Genomic DNA, 13,519 nt, shown 5'->3' with positions numbered 1-13,519 from the left:
TGACAATGATTACCTACAAAATCACAGACGAAAGGTAGGCCTGCGCCACTGAGCAGCGGCGCAGGTTGTTTTCAGAACTGCGCGGCATCCAGCTCGAACAATGAAGCACTGCCGGCGCGAATGCTCGCGTGCAGCGACAGGGTGCGTGGCAGCAGGCGTTCGAAAAAGAACCCGGCGCTGGCCAACTTGGCACCGTAGAAGGCAGGGTCCTGAACCAGCGCATCGCGGGCGACCGCAGCCATGCGTGACCACATGTAGGCGTAGGCAACGTAGCCGAACAGCTGCAGGTACTCCACAGAGGCCGCGCCGATGGCATTCGGGTCGTGGCGCGCTTGCTCGCACAGCCACTGGCTGATGTTTTCAAGCCGGGCCAGGGCCTCGAGCAATGGTTGACGAAACGGCGGTTCGCTTTCGCTGAACTGGCGAATCTGCGCGGCAAAGGCCGCCAGCGCCTGGCCGCCATCGGCCACCACCTTGCGCCCGAGCAGGTCCAGGGCCTGGATACCGTTGGTGCCTTCGTAGATCTGCGCGATGCGCACATCCCGCACCAGTTGCTCCTGGCCCCATTCGCGAATGTAGCCGTGGCCGCCGAACACCTGCTGGCCGAGCACGCAGCTTTCCAGGCCGTTGTCGGTGAAAAAGGCCTTGGCCACCGGCGTCAGCAAGGCCACCTGGCGTTGCGCCGCGTTGCGTTCATCGGCGTCTTCGGCGTACTTGGCGATATCCAGTTGCTGGCCGACATAGGTGGCGAAGGCGCGCCCGCCTTCGGTGAGGGCGCGCATGGTCAGCAACATGCGCCGCACATCCGGGTGGACGATGATCGGGTCGGCAATCTGCTGCTTGTTCTGGGCGCCGCTGGCCGCGCGGCTTTGCAGGCGCTCACAGGCATAGCGGGCGGCGTTCTGGTACGAGGCCTCGGCGCAGCCAATGCCCTGGATGCCAATCGACAGGCGCTCGTAATTCATCATCGTGAACATCGCCGCCAGGCCGCGATTGGGTTCACCGATCAGGTAGCCGCTGGCGCCGTCGAAGTTCATCACGCAGGTGGCCGAGGCCTTGATGCCCATTTTGTGCTCGAGCGAACCGCAGCTCACCGCGTTGCTGGCGCCCAGGCTGCCGTCGGCATTGACCAGGCGCTTGGGCACCAGGAACAGCGAGATGCCCTTGGGCCCGGCCGGCGCATCCGGCAGCTTGGCCAGCACCAGGTGGATGATGTTCTCGGTCAGGTCCTGGTCGCCGCCGGTGATGAAAATTTTGGTGCCGCTGACCTTGTAGCTGCCATCGGCCTGGGGCTCGGCCTTGCTGCGAATGATCCCCAGGTCAGTGCCGGCATGGGGCTCGGTCAGGCACATGGTGCCGGCCCATTGGCCGCTGTACAGCGCCGGCAGGTAACTGGCCTTGAGTGCTTCACTGGCGTGGGCGTCGATCGCCAGGCAGCAGCCAGCGCTCAGGGCCGAGTACAGGCTGAAGCTGCAGTTGGCGGCATAGAGCATTTCTTCGAACTGCACCGCGAGCATCTTCGGCATGCCCAGGCCGCCAAACTCAGGATTACCGGCCAGGCCCACCCAGCCACCGTCGCGGTAGGTTTGCCAGGCCTGGCGAAAGCCGTCCGGGGTGCGCACGCCACCGGCCTCGAAGGCCACGCCCTGTTCATCGCCGCTGCGGTTGAGCGGGGCAATCAGCTGGCTGGTGATTTTTGCCGCCTCTTCGAGGATGGCATCGGCGGTGTCGGCATCGACCCGCTCGGCCAGGGTCGGCAGGCGCGCCCACAGCGCCGGGCCATGGAACACTTCATGAAGGACAAAGCGCATGTCGCGCAGGGGAGCATTGAATTCAGGCATGGCAGTTCTCGCTGTCAAAGGGGGTCAGAGCGCCTTGGCCCAGTCGCGCAACAGGTACTTCTGGATCTTGCCGGTGGAGGTCTTCGGCAACTCGCTGAATACCACGGTTTTCGGTAGCTTGAAGCCGGCCAGGTGCTCGCGGCAAAAGGCGATGATCTCGGCTTCGCGGGTGGCCTCGCAGCCGGCCTTGAGGGTGATGTAGGCGCAAGGGGTTTCACCCCACTTTTCATCCGGGCGGGCGACCACGGCGGCTTCGAGGACTGCCGGGTGTTTGTACAGGGTGTCTTCGACTTCAATGGTAGAGATGTTCTCGCCACCGGAAATGATGATGTCCTTGAGCCGGTCCTTGATCTCGACGTAACCGTCGGCATGCCAAACGGCCAGGTCGCCGGTGTGGAACCAGCCACCCCGGAAGGCCTCGCTGGTGGCTTCGGGGTTTTTCAGGTAGCCCTTCATTACCGTGTTGCCACGCATGAAGATCTCGCCCAGGGTGTTGCCGTCGCGTTGCACCGGCTCCAGGGTTTGCGGGTCGGCGACCATCAGGCCTTCGAGGGTCGGGTAACGCACGCCCTGGCGCGATTTGATCCGCGCCCGTTCAGCCAGCGGTTGCTCATCCCACTCGGCGTGCCAGGCGCAGACGGTCACCGGGCCATAGACTTCGGTCAGGCCATAGACGTGGGTGACTTTGATGCCCATTTCTTCCACCGCACCAATGACCTTGGCCGGTGGCGCCGCACCGGCAACCATGGCATTGACCGGGTGATCGATCGCTGCCTTGGCCGACTCGGGCATGTTGATCAGCGCATTGAGCACGATCGGCGCGCCGCACAGGTGGCTGACCTGGTGCTCGCGGATCAGGGTAAGAATCTTCTGCGGGTCGACCCGGCGCAGGAACACATGAGTGCCGGCCAGGGCGGTGACGGTCCAGGGGTAGCACCAGCCGTTGCAGTGGAACATCGGCAACGTCCACAGGTACACCGGATGGTTGCCCATGGCCCAGGTCATCTGGTTGCCCAAGGCATTGAGGTAAGCGCCTCGGTGGTGGTAGACCACGCCCTTGGGATTGCCGGTGGTACCGGAGGTGTAGTTCAGCGAGATCGCCTGCCATTCGTCCTCGGGCCAGTGCCAGGCGAACTCGGGGTCGCCTTCAGCCAGAAACGCCTCGTAGTCGAGGTCGCTGACCGCCTGGCCTTCGCCGTATTCCGGGTCATCGACATCGATCACCAGCGGCGGGTATTTCATCAGCGCCAGGGCCGCTTCGATGACCTTGTGAAATTCGCGATCAGTGATCAGCACCTTGGCTTCGCCATGCTCGAGCATGAAGGCAATCGCTTCGGCATCCAGGCGCACGTTGAGGGCGTTGAGCACGGCGCCGATCATCGGCACGCCAAAGTGCGCTTCAAGCATGGCCGGAATGTTCGGCAGCATCACCGCCACCGTATCGCCCTGGCCGATACCGCGCCCGGCCAGGGCGCTGGCCAGGCGGCGCGAACGTTCATAGGTCTGTTGCCAGTTACGGCGGATCGCGCCATGAATCACTGCCGGGTACTGGCCATAGACGGCGGCGGTACGCTCGATGAAACTCAAGGGGCTCAAGGCAACATGATTGACAGGGGCGGGCGCCAGGCCCTGGGAGAAAATCGACATGAGGTCGTCCTGTGCAGGAGGCAGCCGCCCATTGGCGAACTGAAACCCCCGATGGCTGATTGTTAGCTCTGTTCAGGTGTCGTGAAGGGCAGGCCCTTCCGCTGTCGCAAGTTTTACGCGAATGGCTATGGTAACTGGAAGATAGACTATAGCAATATGGTATAAATACTATAAAAGCCCAGAGGCACCGTTTTTGGATACGTCGTTTTCCCTGCTGCTGGCCAAGGACCCGCAACCGAGCCTGTTGCTGGATGCCGAGGCTCGTCTGCTGACCAGCAATCCAGCCTTGCAGGCCTTGATGGGCCCCGAGCGTGACGTCGAGCGCTGGCTACCGAGCAACTACCGGGCCCTGGTACGCGCTTGCCTGGAGCAGGGGCGGGCGATCAGCGAGGTCGAGGCGCAGGTGGCCGGGCAGATTCTGCTCTGGACCTTCATCCCCGATGACGCCGGCCAGCAAGTGCTGGCGCGTTGCCGCGACGCCACCCCGGAGCGCCAGGGCGAGCGCGACGCCAGCCAGGCCCGGCGCCTGTACCGGTTGATCACCGAGAACACCACCGACCTGATTTCCCGGCACACGCCCGATGGCCGCTTTATCGATGCTTCGCCTGCCGCCTTGCGCCTGCTCGGTTACTGGCCAGAGGAGCTGCGCGGGGTGCCGGTGCAGTCGCTGTTTCACCCGCAGGATCGCCGGCAAGCGCTGTTGCAGGCGTCCCAGGCGCTGGAGCAGGACGGCTACCAGACCATGACCTGGCGAGTGCGCCACCGTGATGGCCGTTACCTGTGGTTCGAGATCGCCAGCCGCGCCATCCGCGAAACCTACACTGGCGCGGTGGTGGAAATTGTCAGCGTCTCGCGCGACATCAGCGTGCGCATCGAGGCCCAGGAAAACCGCCGGCGCCTGGCCGAGGTGGTCGAAGCCAACACTGACCTGGTGCTGTTCAGCGACCGCGACGGCCGCCTCAGCTACCTCAACCGTTCGGCGCGCCGGGCCCTGGGGCTGCAGGAGGTCGAGCCGCTGCCCGGCTTGCAGGCCTTGCTCGACCCAGCGCTGCAGCAACGCCTGCACAGCGAAGGCTGGCAGCGCGCCGAGCAGCAGGGCGTGTGGCAGGCCGAGGCGCGGCTGGTGCCGCATCAGGGCGGCGCGGCGTTCCCGGTATCGCTGGTGCTGCTGGCCCATCGCGCTGCCGGTGGCGAGCGCTACTACTCGCTGGTGGCCCGCGACATGACCGAGCGGGAACTGCGCGAAAACCAGCAGCGCCGCCATCAGGACGAACTGGCCCACAGCGCCCGGTTGATCACCCTCGGTGAACTGGCCTCGGGGATCGCCCATGAAATCAACCAGCCGCTGGCGGCGGTGGTCAATTACGCCAGCGCCAGCCTGCGCTACCTGCAAGCTGTTGAGCGCGACCCACAGGCGGCGCAACGGGTCGCCCAGGGCTTGCAGCGCATCAACGAACAGGCGACCCATGCCGCCGAGGTGATCAAGCGCTTGCGCGCCTTCCTGCGCAAGGAACCGCGGCGCTTGCAGGCCCTGGCGATTGCCGATGTCGTGGCCGAAGCGGTGCGCCTGTGCGACTGGGAAGCCAGCCGCGACCAGGTGAGCATCGAGCAGCGCGTGGTCGCCGGGCTGCCCGCGGTGTACGCCGACCGGGTGCTGCTCGAACAGGTACTGCTCAACCTGTTGCGCAACGCCATCGATGCCAATCGCGAACAGCACAACGGCCGGGCCTCGGGTATCCTGCTCAGCGCCAAGCTTGAGGCCGGTTGGCTGGCGATCCGCGTCAGCGACCAGGGCCCGGGGGTGGCGGCCGAGCGCCTGGACGGTATCTTCACGCCGTTCAACACCAGCAAGGCGGACGGCCTGGGGCTGGGCTTGAGCATGAGCCGCAGTATCATCGAAGGTTTTGGTGGCACCTTGCAGGCCCAGCCTGGTGAGGCGGGCGGATTGATCTTGTGCTGCCGGCTGGCGCCGGTGGCCAACAGTGGGGAGTGATATGCAGGAACCGCGGGTGTATGTGGTCGACGATGACCAGGGCATGCTCGATTCGACCCTGTGGTTGCTCGAGTCGGTGGGCTTGCAGGCGCTGCCGTTCACCAGTGGCCAGGCCTTTCTTGACGCTTGCGACAGCCATCGGCCGGCGTGCGTGCTGCTGGATGTGCGCATGCCGGGCATGGGCGGTTTGAGCGTGCAGGAAGCGCTGCGCGCCCGCGGAATCGATTTGCCGGTAATCTTCGTCAGCGGCCATGCCGATGTGCCGATCGTGGTGCGCGCCTTCAAGGCCGGGGCCTGCGATTTCATCGAGAAACCCTACAACGACCAGCTACTGCTCGACAGCGTTCAGGCCGCCCTTGGCCAGGCGCGTCATGCCGGGCCGCTGGAAGCGGTGCAGGCGCGCATCGACAGCCTCACGCCCCGTGAGCGCGATGTGTTCCTGCCGTTGGTGCGGGGTTTTACCAATCGGGAAATTGCCGAGCAGTTGCAGGTCAGCGTGAAGACCGTCGACCTCTATCGCTCGCGGGTCATGAAGCGCATGCAGGCCGAGCATTTGCCGGCGCTGGTGGGCATGGCGATTGCTTGTGGGCTGGTGCAGCCGTTGAGTTTGCGTTGAGTTCATCGCAGGTCCTGCCTGCTCTTACAGGAGCGAGCAGGACCTGCGATGCGTTTATGGCCTGCGCCCCAGCAGCAAACCGACCACCAGGCCAAAGCCTGCCGAAATCGCCACCGTCTGCCACGGATGGCCGCCGATGTAGTCCTGGGTGGCCTCGACCACCGGCTGCGCCTTGCTGCGCACGCCAGTGACCGCGTCGCGGGCCTGTTTCAGTTTCAGTCCGACCTGGGCGCGCAGGGTTTCGGCTTCTTCGCCAACCAGCGCGGCGCTTTCGCTGAGCAGTTTTTCCGACTCCTCGATCAACGCCTGCAGCTCACTGAACGCCTGGTCCTTGATTTGCTCGGCATCGCTTTGCACGGTGGTTTTCCTGGCCATGGGTGCTTCCTCGTCAGTTGATGGGCATTGAACAGTGGATGCCGGCGGGCGCTGAAAGTTGCAGCGGTTTGCCGGGCATCGGCGGCTACAGTGTAAGATAGCGCCTATTTTCTAGCGGCAGGACACCCCTCATGAGTTTCAATCTGGCCAACAAGAGCTTCGCCGAACGGGCGCAGATCGAGGACGAGAAAGCACGCCTGTTCGAGCTCTGGCAGACCAACCTGGGCAAGGCCAAGGCCGATGCGGCGCGGATCATCGCCGAAAAGCCGCGGCGCAAGGGCAAGTGGGCCGAATGGGTGCGGACGGAGCTGGACGGCATGTCGCCGCCCGAGTACGCCAACATGGTCCGCAGTGAAGTCAACAAGTTGATGGCCGCAGCCAAGTAAGCCCCCGGGCCCATCACGCCATCACCAGGTGGCGTTGGCTGGCTGTGGCAGGTTGAGCCGGCCGCTGTCACTGAAGCGCCGGGTCCCGAAGGCGCCTCCAGCCAGTTTGCCGCGCACCGTGTACGGCAGGCCATCGAGGCTGCGCACCTGGCTCAGGCCCACGGCCTGGCGCAGCACCGAGAACGCGGTGATGCTCACCGGCACTACCAGTACCTGCTCGCTGAAACGCCCGATGCTGCCACTGCGATCGCTGACACCGGCCGCCAGCGGCTGGCCGTTGACCTCAAGGTTGAGGGCGATGCCGTTGTAGTCGATTGCGGTTTCGTTGGGGTTCTGCACACGGATCTTCACCGCCATGCGCAGTTCCAGGTCCTGGCCGGGCAGGGGCTCGATGCCGATCACGCTGATGTTCACCGGGTCGCGGGGCTGCAACAGGGCGCAGGCGTTCAAACCGCCGATCAACAGCAGGGCCAGGCACAGGCGTAAGTATCGGGTCACGGCATAGCTCCAGCGCAGGAAAACAGCCCCGAGTGTGGCAAATGCACAGCGGCGTTGAAAGTGCTGTACGTTATGAAAGATACTTGTTCTCATTAACGTCCGCTAATTCTTCCCACTGGCCATCGAATCCTTCATGTTGACGTCTCCCGTGTCCGGGCTGCTTGCAAGCTTCCAGGAACATTACGATGACCTGCTGCAGTTCCTGACCCGGCGCATGAGCGACCGCCAGCGGGCCGCCGACGTCGCCCAGGAAACCTACCTGAAACTGGTGAAGATCGAGCAGCAGGACCTGCCGGTGCTGCATGCACGCAGCTTCATCTTTCGCGTGGCCGGCAACCTGGCCATCGATACCTTGCGCCGCGAACAACGCATGAGCAGTAGCCTCGACGACAGCGAAGCGGCGCGTCAGGTGCCATGCCCGGCGCCGGCACCGGAAGCTGCGTTGCTCGCCAGTGAGCGCCTGGAGCTGCTCGATGAAGCCTTGCTGCAACTGTCGGCCAACGCCCGTCAGGCCTTGCTGCTCAACCGCGTCGAAGGCCTGACCCAGGCGCAGATTGCACAACGGCTGGGCGTTTCCGAGAGCATGGTGGCAAAATACATCGGCCAGGCCCTGCGCCATTGCCGCGACTGGCTCAAACACAACCATGACTGACGCCTACGCCATGCCTGCGCCGCAACCGATCAGCGATTTGTCCGATGATGCCCTCGACTGGCAGGTGCTGCTGCATTCGGGCAACGCCAGCGCCGCTGACCGCCAACGCTACCAGCGCTGGTGCGCGCTGAGCCCGGCGCATGCCGAGGCCGCGGGCGAAGCCGAGGCATTGTGGGCTGACCTGGGGCAGACCCGGGCGGCGGCAGAAGTAGCCGCGCCGGCGCCACGTTGGCGGCGCTGGGGCTCGGCCGTGGCCGCCTCGCTGGTGTTGGCGCTGGTCGGCTATGGCGGTGTGCAGCAGGCGCCGGCCCTGCTTGCCGACTACCACACCGGGGTGGGCCAGCAGCAGCGCATCACCCTTGCCGATGGCTCGCAGGTCACCCTCAACAGTGGCAGTGCGCTGTCGGTGGAATTCAGCAGTGGTGAGCGCCGCGTGCTGCTCAAGGCCGGCGAGGCCTTGTTCGAGCCTGCTGCCGACCCGCGGCCGTTCGTGGTCGATGCCGGCGCCGAACCGGTGCAGGGCAGCGCTGCGGTGTTCAGCGTGCGCCGTGATGGCGTGCGCAATCGCGTGGTGGTAGCCCAGGGCCAGGCGCAGGTAGGCGGGCAGGTGCTGGAAACCTCGCCCGACGCCCGCGCGCAAACCGCCTGGCAGCGCGGCAAGCTGATCTTCAACGGCAAGCCGCTGCGCGAAGTGCTGGCCGAGCTTGAGCGCTATCAGCACGGGCGCATCGTGCTGTCGGATCAGCAACTGGCGGCGCTGCAGGTCAGCGGGGTGTTTGACCTGAACGACCCTGAAGGCTTGTTGCGCACCCTTGAACAGCGCTATGCGCTGAAGGTTACCTACTTGCCGTGGCTGGCTGTGGTGTACTGACCTGCAGTACTGAAAAAATATTTTCGAATTCCCACTGCAAGTTCTTCTTCGCCCAATCGTCGTAGTGAGACTGATCAGCAATCCATTCTCATTTACAACCATTTGCCTGGAAGAAAACAGTGAAGGGTCCGCTCAAGCCAATCGCCCGTTCCACCGGTTATTTCAAACACGTCCTGCTGGCCTCGACCGCCGTCGCCGCGTTGCTCGGCACCCTGCAGGTGCACGCCGCCGACCCGGTAAAAGGCGCCAGCACCCAGCAGGAGCGTGAAGTATCCCTGGACTTGCCTGCGCAGAACCTCGACCAGGCACTGACCGCCTTCGCCGACCAGGCCGGCCTGCACCTGCTGTTCACCAGCCAGGATGTGGCGGGCCGGCAAAGCCCGGCGCTCCAGGGCCGCTACAGCATTGCCCAGGCCTTGCAGAGCCTGCTGGCCGGCAGCGGCATGAGCTGGCAGTTCAGCGCGCAGAATACGGTGATCCTGCGCAAGAGCGCGGCGGCGCAAAGCGTCAGCCTCAAGCCCATCGAAGTCAGCGTCGCCTCGCGTACCAGCACTTCGATCAGCGAAATCCCCGGTACTGTCTGGGTGGTCGACCAGCAGCAACTGCGTGAGCAGATCGACAGCGGCGTCAGCCTCAAGGAAGCTATCGGCAAGCTGGTCCCGGGTCTGGACCTGGCGCCGGAAGGGCGTACCAACTACGGGCAGAACATGCGCGGGCGCAATGTCCTGGTGATGATCGACGGCGTCAGCCAGAACAGCTCGCGGGGTTTGTCGCGCCAGTTTGACAGCATCTCGCCGTTCAACGTCGAGCGCGTCGAAGTGCTCTCCGGGGCCAGTGCCATCTACGGCGGCGGCGCCACCGGCGGCATCATCAATATCGTCACCAAGAAGGGCGAAGCAGGCCCGGCGCGCTTTGAAACCCAGCTGGGTGCCAGCAGCGGCTTCAACAACAGCGACGACCTGTCGACCCGCATCGCCCAGTCGATCAGCGGCGGCAACGAGCGCATCAATGCGCGCCTGGGTGTGTCTGCCGAGCAGAACGAAGCCTTCTACGACGGCGCCGGCGAGCAGATCTTCATCGACAACACCCAGACCGACCTGCAGTACAACCGCACCATCGACGTGCTTGGCAGCCTGGGCCTGAAGTTCAACGACGAGCAGAGCCTCGACCTGCTGGCCCAGTACTACGACTCGGGCAACCACGGCAGCACCGGTATCTACTTTCCCAACCTGAACTACAACGGCCCGTCGGATCTGGAAGACGCCGAACTGCGCGGCGGCTACTCCACCGATCTTGAGCCGCGCACCAAGCGCCTGTTGCTCAACGCCAACTACCACCACAGCGATGTGCTCGGCCAGGACTTCTACCTGCAGGCCTCGTACCGCAAGGAAGACGACAACTTCTACCCGTTCCCGTACTACAACACCGGCAAACCGGCGGGCTCCAAAGGCGTGTACTTTGCCGCCTCGCAGCAGAACTTCGAAGTCAGCAGCCTCAAGGCGCTGTTCGCCAAGCAGTGGGACAGCCTCAAGCTGACCTACGGTGTGGACCTGGACCGCGAGCGTTTCAACGCCGACCAGACCACCTTCAATGCCCTGACGTCGTCCGAAAGCGGTGGCCTGGACCTGGATGAAGCCAGCAAGGCAGCACGCTACCCCAGCTACCGGGTCGACGGCATCTCGGCCTACGCCCAGCTGGACTGGAAGGCCACCGATAACCTGACCTTTTCCGGTGGCGCCCGGCGCCAGCAGATGGACGTCGATGTCGGCGACTTCAAGAACGTGCCCGGCGGCAACAACGACTACCAGGTCAACCTGTTCAACTTCGGCGCCATCTACGACTTCAAGAACGGTCACCAGGTCTGGAGCAACTACGGCGAAGGCTTCGACCTGCCGGACCCGGCCAAGTACTACGGCAAGCCGGGCCTGAGCGTCGAGGACAACCCGCTGGCCGGGATCAAGAGCCGTCAGGTGGAGCTGGGCTGGCGCTACGCCGACCTCGACTGGGACGCCCAGGCCGCGGTGTACTACATCTGGTCGGACAAGATCATCACCACCGACATGGCCACTTTGACCATCAATGTCGAAGAGCAAAAAAGCCGCGATTTCGGCTTTGAAGGCGCGTTGACCCGTCACTTAGAAAGCGGCTGGGAAGCCGGTAGCACCCTGCACCTGGTGCGCTCGCAAGAGCAAGACAAGGACGGCGAATGGATCAAGCGCGATGCCCGCTATGCGTCGCTGTCCAAGTCCACCGCTTTCGTCGGCTGGAAGGGCGATGGCCGCAGCGCCCGTTTGCAGGCAAACCACGCCTTCACCCTCAAGGACGATGCCGATCACACGATCAGCGGCTACACCACCTTCGACCTGCTGGGTAGCCAGGACACCGGTTTCGGCACCGTCAGCGCCGGTATCCAGAACCTGCTCGACAAGCAGTACAGCACCGTCTGGGGCCAGCGCGCGACGCTGTTCTATTCGCCGACCTATGGCCCGGCCTATCTCTATGACTACCAGGGCCGTGGCCGCACCTACACCCTGACCTGGTCGCTGGCCTACTGAGTCAGGCGAAGGCGGCCAGCAGGTCGGCTGCGAAGGCCTGCTCGGCATCACTGGCCACCTGGGCGCGGTGGCGCACCAGCACGAACGGCACGGCAAAATCCAGCGCCGGGTCCAGAGCCTGCAACAGGCCGCGCGCGACCCAGGGCTCGGCGTAGTGGCAGGGCAGATAACCGATGTGCCGGCCGGAGAGGATGAAGGCCAGCGCGCCTTCGACCTGCTCGGAACGGGCCGCGCCGCTGGTGCCGTCAAAGGGTTCCTGGCGGCTCTGGAAGCGGTAGGGGTGTTCGACCTGGTCGGCCTGTTGCAAGGCCGCCAGGTTGACCTCGGTTTGCCCGGCCAGCGGATGATGGCTGGCGCAGTACAGGCGCTGGTTTTCTTCGAACAACGGCGTGTAATCGAACGCTGCCTGCTTGCCGGAAAAATAGCCGATGGCCAGGTCCAGACGCTGCTGCAACAGCTGGCGCTCAAGGTCGGCTGGCATGGCGCTGACCAACTCCAGGCGCACCGCCTCGTCACGCTGGCGAAAACGCTCGATGGCCCGCGCCAGGCGCAAGGTCACGGTACTTTCCTGGGCCTCGGAAATGCCGATGCGCACCTCGCCGAGCAAGCGTCCGGCGACGCCGTTGGCCTGATGCCGAAACGCCTCGATCTGCACCAGCAGTTCGCGGGTGGCCTTGAGCAGCACTTCACCCTTTGCGGTCAGGCCAAAGCCGCCCTTGCCGCGGCGGCACAGGCGATAGCCCAGGCGGGTTTCCAGGCGCGCCATCTGCTGGCTGATGCTCGGCTGGCTCAAACCCAGCACGCCCTGGGCGGCGCTGAAGCCGCCGGCCTCGACTACAGTGACGAACAGCCGCAGCAGGTGCAGGTCGAGGTCGTGCAGTTGTCCCAGCATCAAACATTGCTCCTGATGAATGTCAGGTTAACTGACTTGCCATTTTAGTAATGTAACCCGGCAGGCATGCTGGCGGCATCCACTGACAAAGGTGCCCGACATGCGTACATCCCTGTGGTTGTTGTCCCTGGCCCTGGCCTTGCCGGTGCAGGCCGAGGAAAAAGTCCTCAACCTGTACAGCTGGGCCGACTACGTCGCGCCCGAGACCTTGCAGCGCTTCGAGCAAGAAACCGGCTACAAGGTGCGCTACGACACCTTCGACACCACCGAAGTGCTGGAAACCAAGTTGCTCACCGGTGGCAGTGGCTATGACGTGGTGGTGCCATCTTCTAGCCTTTTGGCCCGCGCCCTGGCTGCCGGCGCCTTGCAACCGCTGCAGGCCCAGGCCATGCCCGGCTACGCCAACCTCGATCCGGACCTGCTGGCCAAGCTGGCCGAGGTCGACCCTGGCAACCAGTACGCCGTGCCCTACACCTGGGGCACCCTCGGCCTGGGCATGAACCTTGAGGCGGTGCGCCAACGCCTGGGTGATGTGCCGCTGGACAGCCTCGACCTGTTGTTCAAGCCCGAGTACGCCAGCAAGCTCAAGGATTGCGGGATTGCCATGTCCGACTCGCCTCAGGAGGTGATCGGCGTCGCCCTGCATTACCTTGGCAAGGATCCCTACAGCCGTGACAAGGACGACCTGGCGGCCGCCCAGGCGCTGCTCAAGCAACTGCAGCCGTCAATCAGCTATGTCGCCAACGGCCGGCAGATCAACGACCTGGCCAACGGCAGTGTGTGCCTGGCGCTGACCTACAACGGTGATGCAGCCATGGCCGCCGACCAGGCGCACAAGGCCGGCAAGCCGTACCAGGTGATCTACCGCATCCCCCGCGAAGGCACGCTGATCTGGCAGGACAACCTGGTCATGCCCAAGGACGCGCCGCACCCAGAAGCGGCCCGCGCCTTCATCGCCTTCATGTTGCGCCCGGACTCGGTGGCGCCACTGACCAACACGCTGTTCTTCGCCAATGCCAACCAGGCCGCCACGCCTCTGGTGGATGAAGCGGTGCGCGGCGACCCGGACATCTACCCCTCGGCCGAAATACGCGCGCGGCTGTTTGCCGACCGCAGCATGAGCCTCGCCGACATGCGCCAGCGCACCCGCCTGTGGACCACCTTCCGTAGCCGCCAATAACAACAAACCAGGA

Annotated in this window: 11 protein-coding genes and 1 pseudogene; 7 read left to right on the top strand and 5 right to left on the bottom strand. The window is 64.4% G+C overall.

Annotated elements, in window-relative coordinates:
• Positions 1-71: 71 nt before the first annotated feature.
• Positions 72-1,841 (bottom strand): acyl-CoA dehydrogenase C-terminal domain-containing protein, encoded by a 1,770-nt coding sequence (locus JYG36_RS18045; protein ID WP_213601926.1) that lies wholly within the window; start codon positions 1,839-1,841, stop codon positions 72-74.
• Positions 1,842-1,865: 24 nt separating this feature from the next.
• Positions 1,866-3,488: an acyl-CoA synthetase gene (locus JYG36_RS18040; protein ID WP_045201348.1), complete on the bottom strand. Its 1,623-nt coding sequence runs from the start codon at positions 3,486-3,488 to the stop codon at positions 1,866-1,868.
• A 193-nt stretch (positions 3,489-3,681) separates the two neighbouring features.
• Here JYG36_RS18040 and JYG36_RS18035 point away from each other — a divergent pair, with 193 nt between their 5' ends.
• Both JYG36_RS18035 and JYG36_RS18030 read left to right on the top strand, forming a co-directional pair.
• Positions 3,682-5,481, top strand: a complete 1,800-nt coding sequence (locus JYG36_RS18035) for a PAS domain-containing sensor histidine kinase (protein ID WP_283817137.1) — start codon at positions 3,682-3,684, stop codon at positions 5,479-5,481.
• A 1-nt stretch (position 5,482) separates the two neighbouring features.
• A complete protein-coding gene (locus tag JYG36_RS18030; RefSeq protein ID WP_093385032.1) occupies positions 5,483-6,097 on the top strand; it encodes a response regulator transcription factor in 615 nt (204 codons plus the stop codon).
• 54 nt (positions 6,098-6,151) lie between these two features.
• Here the strand turns inward: JYG36_RS18030 and JYG36_RS18025 are convergent, their stop codons facing one another.
• The gene (locus tag JYG36_RS18025; RefSeq protein ID WP_045201351.1) at positions 6,152-6,472 is read right to left on the bottom strand and encodes an ElaB/YgaM/YqjD family protein; all 321 of its coding nucleotides are present in this window, start codon (positions 6,470-6,472) and stop codon (positions 6,152-6,154) included.
• A 131-nt stretch (positions 6,473-6,603) separates the two neighbouring features.
• Here JYG36_RS18025 and JYG36_RS18020 point away from each other — a divergent pair, with 131 nt between their 5' ends.
• Positions 6,604-6,858, top strand: coding sequence for a hypothetical protein (locus JYG36_RS18020; protein ID WP_213601922.1), 255 nt, complete (start codon positions 6,604-6,606; stop codon positions 6,856-6,858).
• 21 nt (positions 6,859-6,879) lie between these two features.
• On the opposite strand, the gene JYG36_RS18015 is transcribed toward JYG36_RS18020, so the two are convergent.
• Complete coding sequence (locus JYG36_RS18015; protein ID WP_195883486.1) at positions 6,880-7,356, bottom strand: LEA/WHy family protein; 477 nt, start codon at positions 7,354-7,356, stop codon at positions 6,880-6,882.
• Positions 7,357-7,489: 133 nt separating this feature from the next.
• Here JYG36_RS18015 and JYG36_RS18010 point away from each other — a divergent pair.
• From JYG36_RS18010 to JYG36_RS18000, 3 genes and pseudogenes are all read left to right on the top strand, one after another.
• Positions 7,490-7,993 (top strand): annotated as a pseudogene (locus JYG36_RS18010) (RNA polymerase sigma factor); the annotation flags it as partial.
• 7 nt (positions 7,994-8,000) lie between these two features.
• Positions 8,001-8,879, top strand: a complete 879-nt coding sequence (locus tag JYG36_RS18005; RefSeq protein ID WP_230090831.1) for a FecR family protein — start codon at positions 8,001-8,003, stop codon at positions 8,877-8,879.
• 119 nt (positions 8,880-8,998) lie between these two features.
• Positions 8,999-11,434, top strand: a complete 2,436-nt coding sequence (locus JYG36_RS18000; RefSeq protein ID WP_213601920.1) for a TonB-dependent receptor — start codon at positions 8,999-9,001, stop codon at positions 11,432-11,434.
• 1 nt (position 11,435) lies between these two features.
• Here the strand turns inward: JYG36_RS18000 and JYG36_RS17995 are convergent, their stop codons facing one another.
• Positions 11,436-12,326 carry a LysR family transcriptional regulator gene (locus JYG36_RS17995; RefSeq protein WP_213601918.1) on the bottom strand — a complete coding sequence of 297 codons (891 nt, stop codon included), beginning with the start codon at positions 12,324-12,326 and terminating at the stop codon, positions 11,436-11,438.
• A 100-nt stretch (positions 12,327-12,426) separates the two neighbouring features.
• Between JYG36_RS17995 and JYG36_RS17990 the strand changes: the two genes are divergently transcribed.
• Positions 12,427-13,506 carry an extracellular solute-binding protein gene (locus tag JYG36_RS17990; protein WP_213601916.1) on the top strand — a complete coding sequence of 360 codons (1,080 nt, stop codon included), beginning with the start codon at positions 12,427-12,429 and terminating at the stop codon, positions 13,504-13,506.
• Positions 13,507-13,519 lie beyond the last annotated feature (13 nt).

Origin of the sequence: Pseudomonas sp. SORT22 (genome assembly GCF_018417635.1) — a bacterium.
GTDB lineage: Bacteria > Pseudomonadota > Gammaproteobacteria > Pseudomonadales > Pseudomonadaceae > Aquipseudomonas.
Note: the sequence above shows the minus strand (reverse complement) of the source record. Positions and strands in the feature narration are given on the sequence as shown.